This is a genomic window from Pseudooceanicola marinus, from assembly GCF_020177265.1.
Lineage (GTDB): Bacteria > Pseudomonadota > Alphaproteobacteria > Rhodobacterales > Rhodobacteraceae > Pseudooceanicola > Pseudooceanicola marinus_A.
Genome location: NZ_JAIVMC010000003.1, coordinates 200816 through 216505 on the forward strand (window position 1 = coordinate 200816; position 15690 = coordinate 216505).

Consider the following 15690-nt stretch of genomic DNA (forward strand, 5'->3'; position numbering starts at 1 on the left):
GCTCCCTACTGACTGAGGCCGACGGCGCGGCCGAGGTAGCGGGTGTCGCCTGCAAGCCCTGCGAGGAACCGTGCGATGGCGGCGCGCGGCATGGTCAGCGCGAGGCCCCGCTGGTCCGCCGGCACGTCTTCGAGGTAGGGCGCCTCGGCCGGGCCATCGATGAAGGCCGAGGGGCGCACCAGCGTCCAGTCGAGGCCCGAGGCACGCACCATGTCCTCTTGCCGTTCATGATCGCGGAAGACCGCGCGCAGGAGGCCGCCGAACATGAGCCGTTTCCAGTAGAAGTTAAGGTTGGCCCAGCTTTCGTGGGCGCCCATGGTCGACTGGCAGATCAGGCGGCGCGGGCCGCCTTGGCTCGCTGCGGCCTGCATGGCGCGGATCACCGTCAGCGTGCCGGTCGCCCGCACGGTTGAGCGAAGGGCCTTGCCGCTGCCGAGGGTGATCAGCACCACCTGCTGGCCCGTCAGTGCGGCGCGGACGGCGGCGGGGTCGGTGACGTCCCCGGCCCGCAGGGTCAGCTGCGGATGGGTGAGGGCCAGCGCCTCGGGGCGCCGGGCGAAGGCGGTGACGGCATGGCCGCGCGCCAGAAGTTCGGTGACGGCCAGGCGGCCAATGCTGCCGGTGGCGCCGAAAACGATGACGTTCTGCGGTTCGGAAGGGGTGGGATAGGTCTGGGTCATGAGAAGGGCCTCTCGGATGGATGAGTTGACACGGTGTAAAGTTGACAGCGTGTCAATAGGTGGTAGCTTGACGCCATGTCAAGTGAGAATCCCACCCGCCGAAAAATCCTCAACGCCGCTTGGACCCTGCTGGAGCAGGGGGGCAGCCAGATCCGCATGTCCGATATTGCCAGGGCCGCGGGGATCTCCCGCCAGGCGCTCTACCTGCATTTTCCCAGCCGGGCCGAGCTGCTGGTGGCCGTCACCCGGCATCTGGACGAGGAAAAGGATATCGACGCGCGTCTGGCGGAGAGCCGCAATGCGACCACCGGCCAGGCGCGGCTTGCGGCGTTCATCGCCGCCTGGGGTAATTACATTCCCGAGATCCGGGGCGTCGCCCGGGCGCTGATGGCCATGGCCGACAGCGACGCGGAGGCGCGCGCCGCCTGGGACGACCGCATGGATGCCGTGCGCCAGGGCTGCGCCGCCGCCGTCACGGCCCTGGCGCGCGACGGGCAGCTTGACCCGGCGCTGGACGAGGGGCGCGCCACCGATCTGCTCTGGGGGCTTCTGTCAGTGCCGCTCTGGATCCAGCTGCGAGAAACCTGCGGCTGGAGCCAGGAGGCCTATCTGGCCGAGATGCAGCGCCTGGCGGGCCGGGCGTTGCTCGCCGAAGGGTAGGGCGGCCTAGCCCAACCGGTCGAGGATCGCTGAGACATCGCTGCCCGCCATGGCGCCGGTGATGCGCCCCGCCTCGCCCGCCAGTCGGGTGGCGGTGAAGGCATCGGCCACCGCTGCCGGGGCGTGGCGGATCAACAGAGAGGCCTGCAACAGCAGCGCCAGCCGTTCCGCAAACCAGCGCGCCTCGGCCTCGGGCGGCAGGGCGGGCCAGCGGGCCTCATGGGCCTTCAGCGCCGCGTCGTAGCGCGGATCGCTGCCGGTGGCGGCCATGAGTTCGGCGCGCAGGGTCTCGGCCGCCAGCGGCTCTTTCGCCAGGGTGCGCAGGATATCGAGGCAGATCACGTTGCCGGACCCTTCCCAGATCCCGTTCAGCGGCGCCTCGCGGTAGAGCAGCGGCAGGGGCGTGTCCTCGACATAGCCCATGCCGCCCAGGGCCTCCATCGCCTCATAGGTCACGACGGGCGCGCGCTTGTTCGAGTGGAACTTGGCGAGCGCCACGGCGATCCGGGCAAAGGCGCGGTCTTCGGGCGTGGGGCCATCGAAGGCACGCGCGGTGCGCAGGCCGAGGATCAGCGCCGCCTCGACATCCAGCGCCAGGTCAGCCAGCACGGCGCGCATCAGCGGTTGGTCGATCAGCCGCCGCTGGAAGGCCGCGCGGTGGCGCACCCAATGCAGAGCCTCGGACAGGGCCCCGCGCATCAGCCCGGCCGGGGCCATGGCCGTGTCCAGCCGCGTGTGATGCACCATCTCGATGATCGTGCGCACGCCCTGGCCTTCGTCGCCGATACGCAGGGCCAGGGTGTCGTGATATTCGATCTCGGACGAGGCGTTGGAGTGGTTGCCCAGCTTAGCCTTCAGGCGCTGGATCTGCACGCTGTTGCGCTCTCCCTCCAGCCAGCGGGGGACGAGGAAACAGGTCAGCCCCTCGGGCGCCTGGGCCAGCGTCAGGAACCCGTCGGACATCGGCGCCGAGCAGAACCACTTGTGCCCCCTCAGCCGGTAGTGATCGCCGTCGCGGGTGGCACTGGTGGTATTGGCGCGCACGTCGGATCCGCCCTGTTTCTCGGTCATGGCCATGCCCAGGGTGGCGCCTTGCTTGGCATCGACAGGGGTCATTGCCGGGTCGTAGCGGCGCGAGGTCAGCTTGGGCGCCCAAGCCTCCGCGATCTCCGGCGCGGCGCGCAGGGCGGGGGTGGCGGCATAGGTCATGGTCAGCGGGCAGCAATGGCCCGGTTCCACCTGGCTGGCCAGGTAGACCTGGGCGGCATGGGTCACATGGCCGCCCGGCGCGTCCTCCCAGGCCACGGCGGCGTAACCGGCGGCGATGCTGGTCTGCATGAAGCGGTGATAGCTGGGGTGAAAACGCACCTCGTCGAGACGCCGGCCCGCACGGTCGAAAAGCACCAGCTCGGGCGCGTGGTCATTGGCCTCGCGGCCCGCCGCGCGCATCTCCGCGCTGCCCAGGGTCGCCCCGTAGGGGGCGAGGGTGTCGGCCTGTCCGCCTTCGCGCGCGATGGCCTCGCGCAGGGCGGCGTCCCCGGCCCAGAGGTCGCGGTCGCCCTCGGGGTCGGGCTGGTTCAGCACCTCATGGGTGGCAAGCTGGTCGCGTGCGGGCAGGTCGGTCATGGGCGGTCTCCTCTCTCGCCCAGAAGGCTACGCCCGGTGCGCGACGGGAGAAAGCGTGCCGTTGCGACGCAGCCCGCGCCGCGCGCCTCTTATCCGACAGCCGGAAATACTCCGGGGGAGGCCCGGCCCTGCCGGGGCGGGGGCAGCGCCCCCTTCCTCGCCTGGCCTTCGACCCCGCTCAGGCGCCAACCAGTGGTGACACCGGCGCACCCTGGGCCGCGCGATCCAGCCAGATCGGGTTCGACCAGGCCCGCTTGCCCGCCCGGTCGATCACCGTCACTCGGATCCAGTCGGAATTGGCGAACCGAGACAGGGCGATGCGCGCCGTGGTCAGGCTCTCGCCATGCACCGCCGTCGCCGCCGTGCCCGCCCCCTGCACGATGACCGAGGCCACGGCGGAGCTGTCGATGACCACCTTCTTGCCCTCGATGCGCACGTCGCGCAGCTCCGGCCCTTGCGTGGAATAGAAGGCGCCGTCCTTCAGCGCCGCCAGCAGGGCTTCAGGGGTGTTTTCAGGCGCCTTCACCATGACCCAGCCGCCGAAATGGTCGGGTTCGGAGAAATGCGCGTCATCGGTGGCCACCAGCGACAGACGGCGGCCCTCGGTCAGCAGCAGGTCGGCGATGGCAAAGCCGTCGGGCCGGTCACAGCCCATGGCGCAGCCGTGGTTGTAGATCTCGACCGCATGGGCCGCCTCGATCCCGCGCGCATCGGCCAGGGTAAGGCCTGACCACTGCGGGTGTGCCACGGCGACGAAGGCCCCGGCTTCGACCGCCCGCGCGGCGATCTCCGCGCCGCTTTCCTGTCCCTCGACGGGGGCGAAATGGGGCGAGTTGGACGGGGCGAAATCACTGGGCAGCCCCACGGCCAGGATATGCCACAGCTCGCCATTGGCCATGGCGCCGGAATGCAGCTCGGCCCCCAGCAAGGTGGTGAAACCCTCATCGCGGAAGGGCAGGGTATCGGCGATAGGATAGCCGAAGAGGCCGATGAAATGATCGGTCAGGGCAATGAAATCATAGCCTTCGGCACGATACCGGCGGCAGACCTCGCGCGGCTCCAGGATCCCGTCGGACAGGGTCGAATGGGTGTGCAGGTTGCCGCGCCAGAAGCGGCCGGGGCGGGTGAAGGCGGTCAGTGGCATGATCTCTCCCAGTCCTGCGACCGTCTCTCCTGGACGGTCTCGCGATCCTTTCATGACAGGCTTGCCTTGGTCGTGCCAGTCCCCCAGAACGGGGAGATGAGCGTTGCAGAGGAACTTTCCGCCGCCCTTGCCGCCGGTCGCTGGCCGGAGGCCGAGCGGTTGCTGACCGGGCTGGCCCCGGGGGGGCATCCCTCGGTGCTCTACAACCTCGGTCGGGTGAAGATGGAGCTGGGTAAATGGGCCGAGGCCCGCGACTGGCTGACCCGCTGCCTGGGCGCCGCGCCGCGCCATGCGCACGCCTGGTTCGAACTGGGCCGGACCGAGCTGGAACTGGGCGCGCTGGAGGCGGCCCGCGATGCCTTCGCCCACGCGGTGACGCTGGACCCTTCCGACGGCGACGCCCGGCTGAACCTGGCCCGCATCTGCCTGCGCCTGGGCGACTACGCCCCGGTGCGCGAGCTGCTGGCCCCCATGGCGGGGCAGACGGCGGAGATCGACGCGCTGCGGTATCGTGCAGCGGCCGAGCTGGGGTTGCCGGAGGCTGTGGCGGAAGGCGAGGCGCTTTGGGCGCGGGATGGCGGCCGGGCCGAGGCGCTGAAGGCGCTGACGCGGGTGGCCAAGGGGCGGATGCGGCTGGATTTGTGACGACCACTCGGGAAGGGGCGCGACCGGCTTTGCCTGGACGCCCCTTGTTTCTCAGGTGCCTGGCTTCGTCTCTTATGCTGAAGGGCGGTCCAGCCACGCATCGATCCGACGGTCGAGGTCCGGCCAGTCCGTATACTCGTGATCCGCATCGGGATCGGCTCCGGGGTCCTGCGCGGCCACGATTCGCCGCATGACGAAACGGCGGAAGATATCATAGCGCGACGGCATGTAGGCCCCGGCGACCTGCGCTACCTCATCCGGGGTCCAGCCGGTCGCTGCGGCCAGATCTGTCGCGATCTTGTCCAGGGCGCGCCAATCCTCGGCTTCGTGCCCGGCGGCGGCCAGGGAGACGGACAGAAGCAGGCTGGGTTTCGCGGGCAGTTCAGTCGCTTGGGCGGCGGCGAAGTCCGAAAGGGCGCGGTGGTAGTGCCCCAGGTGGATCGAGCTCGCCAGGATCACCCGATCGTAGGGGGCGAGGGACAGGCCGCCAGCCTCAGCCAGGGGTAGGAGTTCGGCCGAATGGCCCGCCTCGGTGATCCGGCGCGCGACGTGGCGGGCGATCTTGGCGGTCTGACCTTCGGTGGTGGCATAGCCGATGAGGATGAACATGGCAGCTCCTGCGGGAGAACGCGTGGTAGGGGGCCGAAGACGCTCGGCTTCGAACGTCTCCGCATCTATCCGACTGTATCATGAAACGGGCGGTGCAGGCGCGCGGCGCAGGGGCGCAGCAGGGCGAATGGCACGCCCATCTGGCTACCGCCGATATCGCTTCCGATAGACCCCTGCCTCGCGCCCCAGCTCCTTCTGCACCCCCCGGTTGGCCGCCACCTGGTCCGCGTCCATCACCCCGACCTCCAGCGCCGGCGCCTCGGCGGGCACCGGAATCACCTGGGCCACCGGGGTCCCGGCGGGCAGGACGCCGGTAAACTCCCGCGTGGTCCAAAGCGCCGGGAAATGCACATAGCCGTCGTGGAAGCTGTCGCAGTCGACAACGCCTGAGAGGGTGCGGAAGGGCAGCTCCTCGCGGTTCATCGGGTGGGTGAACAGAAGCGACCAGCCCGGCGGCGCCTCCAGCGTCCAGAAGTTCATGAACTTCAGCACCGAGTTCACGGCCAGCGGCCAGGGCGCGCCAGTGGCCTGTTCCGGCACGTGCATCCCGATCGGCGCGCGAGAGATCAGCGTGTCGGGCAGGGGCGGAAAGTCCCAGTCCCAGCTGACCGCGCCGTCCTTGAAATGCAGGTCGCAGGCCAGCGGGATCATGATCCCCAGCGACAGCGCGTCGAGGAAGGGGGGGCAGTGTTTCACCGTGCGCACCATGGCGCCGTCCAGAGCTGCCGAGGGCGCCTCGGACGGCATGGCACGCACCCAGTCGGGCAGGGCGCGTTTCGCCGCCACGGGTTTCGGCAGCAGTGCCTCCAGCGCAGGGTGGCAGCGGGCTTTGATCGCGGGCAGGGACATCTGTCCGGGTTACTCCCCCTTGCCCTCGCGCCGCAACAGGAAGGTGTGGGCCAGGGTCGCCATGACGGTGACGGCGATGATGATCGTGCCGACCGCGTTGATGACCGGCGGGTGGCCGTTGGGGTTGCGGCCCATGGCGCCGATCTCGGTCGCGAGCGTACAGGAGCCGCCCTTGGCGAACATCGTGGTGTTGTAGTTCTCCATCGAGGCCATGAAGGCGATGACAGCGGCGGAGATCAGGGCGGGCGCCAGGTAGGGCAGGGTCAGGCGGCGGAAGACGCGGAAGGGCGAGGCGCCGAGGTCCAGCGCAGCCTCCTCCAGTTCCACCGGCTGCCGTTGCAGGCGCGCCATGAGGATCAGCATCGGGTAGCCGGCGATGAAGGTGGTCTGTGCCATGATGATGGTGAAGAGCCCGGCGTTGACGCCGAGCCGCCCCCAGAAGACCAGCGCCGACAGGCCCAGCACCACGCCCGGCGCCAGCATGGGCGACAGCAGCACCCACCACAGCACCCCGTTGGCGGCCGAGCGCCAGCGCGTCAGCAGCACCGCGCCGGCCAGACCGAGCAGAAGCGACAGCGGCACGACGATGGCCGCCACGCGGAAGGAATTGCCCAGGCAGGAGACGAAGCGATCGCGGTCGATGGCGCGCAGCACGCTGTCCGCGCGCAGGGCCTCTTCAGGCATCCAGAAGAAGGCGTACCATTTGCCCGTCAGCCCGTTCCATTCGGTGACCGAAGGCGGCGAGGCGTTGTTGAAGGACGAGATCACCATCAGCAGCAGCGGGCCGAACATGAAGATCAGGAAGGCCCAGGTATAGGCGGTCAGGAGACGGTTGGAGGTCATGGCCGGGCTCCGGTAATCTTGGGGCTGCTGTGCCGATCTTTCGCCCGGCGCGCACCGCCGGGCAGCCCCTGACCGCCCCGTTGCGCCGGAGGCGAACCTGCGGTTCGACGGGGGCTGCCCTCTGTTCTGTCGTGGGTCCGTTTGGGATGTCCTGTTCGGGGACAGGGGCGCTCATGAAGACTCATCACTGCACCCTCGCGAAGTCTTTCAGCCGGGTCCGCATGGCCCACATGAAGACCGCCACCAGCAGGAAGCACAGCAGCGTGTAGCCGAAGCTGTAGGCGGCGCCGATGTTGGAATTCTCGCTTTCGAAGAACTTGTTGTAGATCGTCTGGCTGAACCATTCCGCCTGCAGGCCCCGGCTGATGATGCGCGGCACGGAAAAGGCCCCGGCCGACAGCATGAAGGTGGCGATGCAGCCCACGGCGATGCCGGGCTTGGAATGCGGGATGATGACCCGGCGATGCACCCGCACGGCGCTGGCGCCCAGGTCCTTGGCGGCCTCGATCTGGTTGCGGTCCAGCGTCGACATGACGTTGAAGATCGGGAACACCATGAACAGCACGTAGGTATAGACGATCACCAGGAAGATCGTCGCCGGGAAGCGGTTGAACTGGATCGGGTCAGAGATGACGCCGGCCCAGGACAACAGCGCGTTCACCAGCCCCTGGTTGTCGATGATCGTGGTCCAGGCATAGACCCGCATAAGCTCGACGATGGTGTAGGGGATGATCAGGCCGAGGAAGAGCCAGACCGCCTGGCGCGGTGGCGAGGCCAGGGCGACCTTGTAGGCGATGGGATAGCACAGCACCAGCGCCAGGGCGGTGGCCATCAGGGCGAAGACGATGGTGCGGGTCAGGGTGACCAGGCCGATGCGTTCGTAGACCACGCCGTCGACCTCGTATCGCAGACCCACGGCGCTGAGCAGCCGGTTCGACAGCAGCTTGTCCTCCTCGGCCCGGGCGGCGTCGGACATCGGGATCAGGCGCGGCGCGGCCAGGGTCTCGAAGTTGTCGAGCGTGTAGGGGAAGGCATTCGCCTCTTCCACGACCAGCCGGTCGTAGAGGGCGCTGGCCGTCACCTGGATCTCCTCGGCGGCGGCGATCTGATCGTCCAGCGGAAGGTCCGGGTCCACCGCCAGGGCGGGGATGCCGTAGAGCGTGTCGAGATGGGCGATCTCCTCGCCCTCGCCGCGCACCAGCCGGGCATGGGTATCGGCCCGGTCGCATTGCAGGATATAGGGCCGGCTGTCGTCCGCCGGGGGGGCGCCGCCCATCGAAGGCACGGCCATACCGCCGGAGGAGGGCGGCGACATCGAGGGCACCGCCAGCCCGCCGGAGCTGCCACCGCTTGCCGACGGCGTTGAGATCGACGGGATCGCCAGTCCGCCTGAACTGCTGGCGCTGTCCTCCGCCGGGGCCTCTGCGGGGCGATAGGTCTCCAGCAACGACATGCAGGTGCGCGCGTCGCGGGCCACCTGGCGGGCGATGGAACTGTCCAGCTGCCGCGCCGGCGGCGTCACCGCGCGTTCCAGCATCGTCAGCTGCGGCAGGATGATCAGCATCAGCCCCCAGACGGCGGCGGCGGCGAAGAACAGCGCCGTCAGGCCGCGCCCGTATCCCCGGATCAGCGATCTCATTGCGCCGCAAGCTCCCGGCCCGTGCGGGCCATGTCGCCCTCGGGCAGCACAAGGGCGGTGTCGGCGGCAAAGCCCACGCGCGCGGTCTCGGGGCGCGCGCCCGATGGGCCGGTGTTGGGTTCCTGCAGGACCAGGCGCTGGCCGGTGGCAGTGGTAAACTCGTAGTTGATGAAGGCGCCTTCCAGGTCGCGCCGGCGCAGGGTCACGTCGAAGGCGTTCTGCGGCGCGTCGAAGCGCATCTGTTCGGGCCGGACGAAAAGGATTGCGCTGTCGCCCTCGGACAACCCGCGCGGGTTGCGTGCCGTCAGCGGCCCGCCTGCGGTCTCGATCCGGGCCATGCCGCCCTCGGTGCCGATGATGCGGCCGGGCAGGGCGTTCACCTCGCCCACGAAACTGGCGACGAAGGCGGAGGCGGGGTCGGAATAGACCTCGTCGCCGGTGCCCACCTGTTCGATGACGCCCGCGTTCATCACCGCGATGCGGTCGGACATCGTCAGCGCCTCGCCTTGGTCATGGGTGATGTAGATGAAGGTCACGCCGGTCTTCTGCTGGATCTCGCGCAGCTCGGCGCGCATGTGCTGGCGCAGCTTCAGGTCCAGCGCCGACAGCGGCTCGTCCAGCAGCAGCACGGCCGGTTCCACCGCCAGGGCGCGCGCGATCGCCACGCGCTGACGCTGGCCGCCCGACAGTTCCGAGGGCAGCTTTTCCCCCTGATCGCCAAGCGCCACCAGCTCCAGCAGCTCCTGCGCCTTCTGGCGCCGGGCGCGTTTGCCCACGCCGCGAGCCTCCAGCCCGAAGGCCACGTTTTCCCAGACGGGCATCAGCGGAAACAGCGCGAGGTTCTGGAAGATCAGCGCCGTGGGCCTGGCATTGGGCCCGATGCCACGCATGTCCTGGCCCCCGATCAGCACCTTGCCGTGCGACGGTTCGACAAAGCCAGAGACCGCGCGCAGGATCGTCGTCTTGCCACAGCCCGACGGCCCGAGGATGGAAAAGAACTCGCCCGCCCGGATCTTCAGATCCGTGGGCTGCACCGCGGTGAACCCGTTGGGATAGGTCACCTGCATCGCGTCCAGATGCACATCCTGTCCGCGTCCGCTGCCGTTGGTCATGATCGTCCCCGTCGCTCGGGCGTCTGACGCGCCCTGTTCATTTTCTGGCTGGAAATATCCCCGCCGGAGGCTTCCGACGGCGCCACCCGCGGCGCGGATGGCAAAAGGGGTGCGCCGCGCACGGCACACCCCGGCAACGCGCATCAGGCGTTGGTGATGATTTCGACCATCTCGTTCACGACCGGCGCGTAGAACGGGGTGTCGGACTGCCACCACCACATGTTCGACAGGACCTCGGGGGTGTAGGTCTCGTTGAACTGCGACTTGAACTCTTCCGAGGCGAATTCGGCGGCGCCGGCCACGGCCGAGTTGTAGCCGGTGTTGTTGGCGAACATGCCGCCCACTTCGGGCTGCAGCATGAAGTTGATGAAGGCGACGGCCTGTTCCTGGTTCTCGGCGCCGCGCAGCATGCCGAAGCTGTCCAGCCAGGTGATGATGCCTTCCTTCGGCGCCCGGTAGACGTAGTCCGAATTTTCGCGGTTCAGCAGCAGGCCGGTGGTGTCCCAGGTCTGGCCGATGACGCAGCCGGCGTCCTTGAAGGCCGAGGTGGCCTCGGTGGCGTTGTTCCAGAAGGCGCCGAAGTGGTCCTTGTTGGCGACCATGTACTCGACGATGGCGCCGAAGACGCGGCGGGCATCGGCCTCGGACTTGTAGACGTCCAGCATGCGGTTCGATTCGATCTCACCGGCCGCATCCAGGTAGAGGCCCACGCCGATCAGCGCGGATTTCTGGCGGAAGGCGGATTTGCCCTCGGTGCCGTCGGCAAACAGGTGGCCGTAGGACAGCTCGCTGTCCGAGACGGGCAGGGCGGCGCGGTTTAGGGTGATGCCCTCGGTGCCCCAGTCGAAGGGCAGGGCGACCTGTTCGCCGTTCTGCACGCCGCCCAGGGCGGCGCTGTCACGCAGGAAGGAGGGGATGATGGCGTCGGTGTTCACGCCCTCGGGGATCGGCTGGAAGTAGTGCTCGCCGTCGTCGTCGTAGTAGTTGGCGACGTTGGTGATCGAGGGGAAAACCACGTCGAAACCCTTGCCACCGTTGGCGCGCACGGTCGACTCGGCCTCGTCGTTGGAGCCGAAGGTGGTCAGGTCCAGGGTGATGCCGGTTTCGGATTCGAACTTCTCGGCGATGTTGGGCTGGATGTAGTCCTGCCAGGCGAAGACCTTGACGGTGCCGGAGGAGGCCAGCGCGTCGGAGGCGCGCAGGATGGTCGGTGCGGCAACGGCGCCGGCGGTCAGCTGCAGCGCGGTACGGCGAGTGATGGTCATGAAAATTTCCCCTGTGGATGGTTATGCCTTGCGACCGGGCGTGCGCCTCGACAATCGGGCGAGGTTTGGCCGCCAAGCGACTGCGTCGCTCTAGACCCGGTGTGTCTCCGTTCTGTGACGGTTGGTTAACACGCGCATGAAAGGCGGAACTGACCAGTTGGTCAACGTGGTTTTTGCGCAGCCCCGGGGTTGGCGGTTCCAAGCCCTTGGGACCCTACGTCACCCGCGCGTGCCGGCGTGGCGAAAAATGTGTCACGGACGGTCGGGACCGGCGGAAAGATGTATCTGAGTAAAATGCTCGGATTGACAATCCCGACCGGATCAGTCAACTTTTGATCGTCCAGCCATGCCGCCCTACCACGTGGCAAAGCCGATAGAGACCCGAACGAGGATTCGAAATGCCGAGCGACTGGACCGGTCCCGTGCCCCGCAGCCATCAACGCCCCGCAGAGGGTGATCTTTACCGACCTGTAGAACTTCTCGCGAAGATGTTCGAGGGGCCGGAAGGCGGGCTGGCCGGGTTGGAGCATGTCCTGGAACGGCTGGAATGGAAGGAAACGACGCGATGATGTCCGAAAAAATCGACCGGAACACGGCCCTGCCGGCAATCCCCCAGCATTCTGCCCAGGAACTGACCCAAGGCGGCGCGACCGCCCAGATCGTCCTGAACGAGCAGGTCTACACGCTGCGCATTACCCGCGCGGGCAAGCTGATCCTGACAAAGTAGGCGGAGGGACGCCCGGCGGCCCATTTTTTCGGGCCATCGGGGTGACCTTCCCCCGCATCCTGCCTTATCTGGAGAGCCGTTGACCGGATCAGTGAAAGGCTCTCGCCCATGTCCCGCATTCTTCTTATCGGCGCCACCGGCGGTGTCGGCTCGCGCCTTGCCCCGATGTTGATCGCGTCCGGCCACCAGGTCACCGGGCTGCACCGCAGCCTGGCCCAGGCCGAAAAGCTGCGCGCCCAGGGGGTGACCCCGGTCGCCGGCGACTTGATGGAGATGGACGCGGAAGCCCTGGCAGAGATCGCGCGCGATCATGACATCATCATCTTCTCCGCCGGTGCCGCGGGTAGCGGCGCCGAACGCACCAGCGAGATCGACGGGCGCGGCCCGCTGAAGATGATCGCGGCGGCCAAGGCCTGTGGCATCGCCCGCGTCTACCTTGTCTCGGCCATGCCCGAGGCCGGGCGCGGCGGACAGCCGAAGCTGGGGTTCGAGCACTACATGCGGGTGAAGAAGGAGGCCGACGCGGCGCTGGTCGCCTCGGATCTCGACTGGGTCATCCTGCGCCCCGGCACCCTGCTGGCCGAAGACGGGGATGATGCCGTGTCGCTGGCGCCGGCGCTGGTCTACGGCAAGGTCAAGCGCGGCAATGTCGCCGCCGTCCTGGCCGGCCTCGTCGAATGCCCGGAGATCCGCCGCGAGATCCTCGAACTGACCGACGGCACAACTCCGGTGGCCGAGGCCGTCGCCGCCTGCTTCCGCGACTGACCCCGGGGCGCCCGGGCGCCACGCCCGGGCCACCGCCCCTGTCATCCGACAGCTGAAAATACTCCCGCCGGAGGCAGGCCTGCATCGCAGGCCCCCCTAGCGCGACAGCCGCGCGGCGGCGCGGGCGATCACCAGCTCCTCGTTGGTGGGGATGACCAGCACCCTGACCCGGCTGAATTCGGTTGAGACCAAGGTGTCGTTCATCGCATTGCGCCGCTCGTCCAGCTCGACCCCCAGCCAGTGCATGCCGCGGCAGGTGCGCGACCGGATCTCGGCCGCGTGTTCGCCGATGCCGCCGGTGAAGACGAGCGCGTCCAGCCCCTCCAGCGCGGCGGCCAGCCCGCCCAGCTCGCGCCGGATGCGGAAGCAGAAATAGTCGATCGCCTCGGCCGCGTGCGGGCTGTCGGAGGCCAGCAGCGTCCGCATGTCGGAGCCGATCCCCGACATGCCCTTCAGACCCGATTCCTTGTAGAGCAGATCCGAGATCTGCTGCGGGTCCATCCCCTCCTGATCCATCAGGTAGAGCAGCACCCCCGGATCCAGCTGCCCCGACCGCGTGCCCATGGGCAGCCCGTCCAGCGCCGAGAACCCCATCGAACTGGCGACCGAACGCCCGCCGACCATCCCGCACATCGAGGCGCCATTGCCTAGGTGCGCCACCACCACCCGGCCCGCGTGCAGCGAGGGCGCCATCTGTTTCAGCTGGCCGGAGATGTAGTCGTAGCTCAGCCCGTGGAAGCCGTAGCGCCGCACGCCCTTGTCGTAGAAACGGCGGGGCAGGGCGAAGGTGTCGTTGACGAAGGGATGGTGGCGGTGAAAGGCGGTGTCGAAACAGCCCACCTGATGCGCCTCCGGAAAGGCCGCCTGCGCCGCCTCGATGCCGGCCAGGTTATGCGGCTGGTGGAGCGGCGCGAAAGGCACCAGGGTTTCAAGGTAGCTCAGCGCATGGTCGTTCAGCACCACCGGCTCCGCGTAGTTGCGCCCGCCATGGACGATGCGGTGACCGCAGCCGAGGATATTCGCTTCGGGGAAGGCGTCGAAGAGCGGCGTCAGGGCCGCGTGCAGGGCGCCCCGGTGGGTGGCGCCCTCGGCCTCGGGCAGTGTCTCATCCGCGATCACCGCACCGCCCGCGCGTTTCAGATGCAGCTCCGCCGCGCCACCGATCCGTTCGATCAGCCCGGTGGCCAGGGCCATGGGCTCCGCCTCGGCGGTGAACAGGCCGAATTTCAGCGAGGAAGAGCCGGCGTTCAGGACAAGAAGGTGGTTCAGGCTCATGCGCCTTTCCCCGAGATCCGCGCGTCATGCAGCGCCGCCACGGCGCAGGAGGCCAGCCGCGCCATGTCGTCATCGGCGCGCGAATTGAGGATGATTGGCACCCGGGCGCCCAGCACCAGCCCGGCGCCCTCGGCGTGGGAGATATAGGTCAGCTGTTTCGCCAGCATGTTCCCGGCATCCAGGTTGGGCACCACCAGCACCTCGGCCCGACCGGCGACGGGCGAAGTGATGCCCTTGGTCCGGGCCGCGCCCAGGTCCACCGCGTTGTCCATGGCCAGCGGCCCGTCGACCAGCCCGCCGGTGATCTGGCCGCGATCGGCCATCTTGGACAGCAGGGCCGCGTCCAGCGAAGAGGGGATATCGGGGTTCACCGTCTCCACCGCCGAGAGCACGCCAACCTTGGGTTCGGCAATCCCTAGCGACAGGGCCAGGTCGATGGCGTTCTGGCAGATGTCCATCTTGGTCTTCAGGTCGGGCGCGATGTTGATCGCGGCATCCGTGACCAGCAGCGGATGCGACAGCCCCGGCACATCCATGACGAAGATATGGGTGAAGCGGCGCCCGGCGCGCAGCCCCGTGGCTCGGTCCAGGGCGGGGCGCAGCAGGTCGTCGGTGTGCAGATGCCCCTTCATCAGTGCCTGGGCGCGGCCCTCGTTCACCAGGGCAATGGCGCGGACGGCGGCGGCACGGTGCTCGGGGATGTCGATCACCTCGATCCCCTCCAGCGTTTCCCCCAGCTCGGCGGCGGTGGCGGCGATTTTCACCGCACTGCCCACCAGGATCGGCTCGATCAGCGTGTGGCGCCGGGCGAGCAGGGCACCGCCCAGGGAGTTCGGCTCCTCGGGGCAGACAACGGCGGTCTTCAGCGCCGGCAGCGGTTCGGCCAGCTCCAGCAGGCGTTCGAAATGGCGGTGGCGCTGGACGATCAGTCCGGGGATGTCCTGGGCATTGCGGTGGATCTTCACCTTGGGGGCATAGACGCAGGCCTCGCCCGACAGGATCAGCGTGTCGTCCACCGGGCGGCGGATCTCGGTCGCCAGCGTCACGCAGCCCGTCGCGGGGTCCTTGGCCGTCACCGTGACCCGCGACAGCAGTTCCTCCCCGGCGTGGGCGCGGGCGTGAAAATCGAAGTGCTGCGAGCGGTAGAGGGTGCCCGCGCCGGGCAGGATATTGCCCAGCACCGCCGACACCATCGAGCCCACGAACATCCCCGGGGCCACCGCTTCGTTCACCCCGTCGCCATCGCCGTCGCGGTCAGCCAGGTGCATCGGGTTGTGGTTGCCCGAGACATTGGCGAAGACGATCATGTCGTCCGGCGTGCAAAGCCGCTTCAGCTCGGCCGTGTCTCCGATGGCAAGCTCGTCGAAGGTCGTGTTCTCGATCAGCATGGGAACTCCTGTCTGGTGCCGGCAGGCTGGCAGATCCTGATGCAGAAACCGTGACATGGATCAGATCGCGGGGAAAAGAGCGGAGCGGCAGGGACCTTGCGGCCGGGCGCGATTGCGCCGGTGGCGGTGAAGGAGAGGGCAGGGGGCGCAGCTTTGCCGATAGGTTGCGGTCCCCGGCTGCTTCGGTGGTGCCTGCGGCGCGGCTCCGAACCTGTCGATGCTACGTCGCCAAGGGTTGAGAGGGCGGAGGGGGGCTCTGCCCCCCATCCCGGGCGGGGCCCGGGACTCCCCCCGGAGTATTTCGGTCGAGGTGAAGACAGGGGGAGGCGCACCATGCGGGCCGGGCGCCCCTCTGGCCCCTGCAGAACCCGACTTTGGCAAAAGGCGGTCGATCCAGCCGAAAGGCGCGCACGGTTCCGTGTTCCGCGCGCCGCCCCTCGTTCACCTTGTCTCAAATACCTCC

General features: G+C 68.4%; 16 protein-coding genes. 5 read left to right on the forward strand and 11 right to left on the reverse strand.

Features of this window, described 5'->3' with window-relative positions; genetic code table 11:
- Positions 1–5 precede the first annotated feature (5 nt).
- Positions 6–680 carry an NAD(P)-dependent oxidoreductase gene (locus LC066_RS05585; protein ID WP_224897091.1) on the reverse strand — a complete coding sequence of 225 codons (675 nt, stop codon included), beginning with the start codon at positions 678–680 and terminating at the stop codon, positions 6–8.
- Positions 681–755: 75 nt separating this feature from the next.
- On the opposite strand from LC066_RS05585, the gene LC066_RS05590 reads away from it, so the two are divergent.
- Positions 756–1340 (forward strand): TetR/AcrR family transcriptional regulator, encoded by a 585-nt coding sequence (locus tag LC066_RS05590; RefSeq protein ID WP_224897093.1) that lies wholly within the window; start codon positions 756–758, stop codon positions 1338–1340.
- A 6-nt stretch (positions 1341–1346) separates the two neighbouring features.
- On the opposite strand, the gene LC066_RS05595 is transcribed toward LC066_RS05590, so the two are convergent.
- Positions 1347–2966 (reverse strand): acyl-CoA dehydrogenase family protein, encoded by a 1620-nt coding sequence (locus LC066_RS05595; protein ID WP_224897095.1) that lies wholly within the window; start codon positions 2964–2966, stop codon positions 1347–1349.
- A 178-nt stretch (positions 2967–3144) separates the two neighbouring features.
- A complete protein-coding gene (locus tag LC066_RS05600) occupies positions 3145–4110 on the reverse strand; it encodes a PHP domain-containing protein (RefSeq protein WP_224897097.1) in 966 nt (321 codons plus the stop codon).
- A gap of 96 nt (positions 4111–4206) precedes the next feature.
- On the opposite strand from LC066_RS05600, the gene LC066_RS05605 reads away from it, so the two are divergent.
- Positions 4207–4755 (forward strand): tetratricopeptide repeat protein, encoded by a 549-nt coding sequence (locus tag LC066_RS05605; protein WP_224897099.1) that lies wholly within the window; start codon positions 4207–4209, stop codon positions 4753–4755.
- Positions 4756–4827: 72 nt separating this feature from the next.
- On the opposite strand, the gene LC066_RS05610 is transcribed toward LC066_RS05605, so the two are convergent.
- From LC066_RS05610 to LC066_RS05635, 6 genes are all read right to left on the reverse strand, one after another.
- The gene (locus LC066_RS05610) at positions 4828–5364 is read right to left on the reverse strand and encodes a flavodoxin domain-containing protein (protein ID WP_224897100.1); all 537 of its coding nucleotides are present in this window, start codon (positions 5362–5364) and stop codon (positions 4828–4830) included.
- Between the two features lie 144 nt (positions 5365–5508).
- Positions 5509–6213, reverse strand: coding sequence for a hypothetical protein (locus LC066_RS05615; protein WP_224897102.1), 705 nt, complete (start codon positions 6211–6213; stop codon positions 5509–5511).
- A gap of 9 nt (positions 6214–6222) precedes the next feature.
- Positions 6223–7056, reverse strand: a complete 834-nt coding sequence (locus tag LC066_RS05620; RefSeq protein ID WP_224897103.1) for an ABC transporter permease — start codon at positions 7054–7056, stop codon at positions 6223–6225.
- A gap of 184 nt (positions 7057–7240) precedes the next feature.
- The gene (locus LC066_RS05625) at positions 7241–8695 is read right to left on the reverse strand and encodes an ABC transporter permease (protein WP_224897105.1); all 1455 of its coding nucleotides are present in this window, start codon (positions 8693–8695) and stop codon (positions 7241–7243) included.
- Complete coding sequence (locus tag LC066_RS05630; RefSeq protein ID WP_222476753.1) at positions 8692–9807, reverse strand: ABC transporter ATP-binding protein; 1116 nt, start codon at positions 9805–9807, stop codon at positions 8692–8694. The genes LC066_RS05625 and LC066_RS05630 overlap by 4 nt, the downstream gene beginning before the upstream one ends.
- A gap of 143 nt (positions 9808–9950) precedes the next feature.
- On the reverse strand, positions 9951–11072 hold the full coding sequence (locus tag LC066_RS05635) for an extracellular solute-binding protein (RefSeq protein WP_224897107.1): 1122 nt from the start codon (positions 11070–11072) through the stop codon (positions 9951–9953).
- Positions 11073–11470: 398 nt separating this feature from the next.
- Between LC066_RS05635 and LC066_RS05640 the strand changes: the two genes are divergently transcribed.
- From LC066_RS05640 to LC066_RS05650, 3 genes are all read left to right on the forward strand, one after another.
- Complete coding sequence (locus tag LC066_RS05640; protein WP_222476757.1) at positions 11471–11641, forward strand: hypothetical protein; 171 nt, start codon at positions 11471–11473, stop codon at positions 11639–11641.
- Positions 11638–11799 carry a hemin uptake protein HemP gene (gene hemP / locus LC066_RS05645; protein WP_100148423.1) on the forward strand — a complete coding sequence of 54 codons (162 nt, stop codon included), beginning with the start codon at positions 11638–11640 and terminating at the stop codon, positions 11797–11799. The genes LC066_RS05640 and hemP overlap by 4 nt, the downstream gene beginning before the upstream one ends.
- 108 nt (positions 11800–11907) lie before the next feature.
- The gene (locus LC066_RS05650; RefSeq protein WP_222476759.1) at positions 11908–12564 is read left to right on the forward strand and encodes an SDR family oxidoreductase; all 657 of its coding nucleotides are present in this window, start codon (positions 11908–11910) and stop codon (positions 12562–12564) included.
- A 96-nt stretch (positions 12565–12660) separates the two neighbouring features.
- Here the strand turns inward: LC066_RS05650 and LC066_RS05655 are convergent, their stop codons facing one another.
- Both LC066_RS05655 and LC066_RS05660 read right to left on the reverse strand, forming a co-directional pair.
- A complete protein-coding gene (locus tag LC066_RS05655; protein ID WP_224897108.1) occupies positions 12661–13839 on the reverse strand; it encodes an acetate/propionate family kinase in 1179 nt (392 codons plus the stop codon).
- A complete protein-coding gene (locus LC066_RS05660; protein WP_224897110.1) occupies positions 13836–15227 on the reverse strand; it encodes a bifunctional enoyl-CoA hydratase/phosphate acetyltransferase in 1392 nt (463 codons plus the stop codon). Before LC066_RS05660 ends, LC066_RS05655 begins: the two co-directional genes overlap by 4 nt.
- Between the last annotated feature and the right edge of the window lie 463 nt (positions 15228–15690).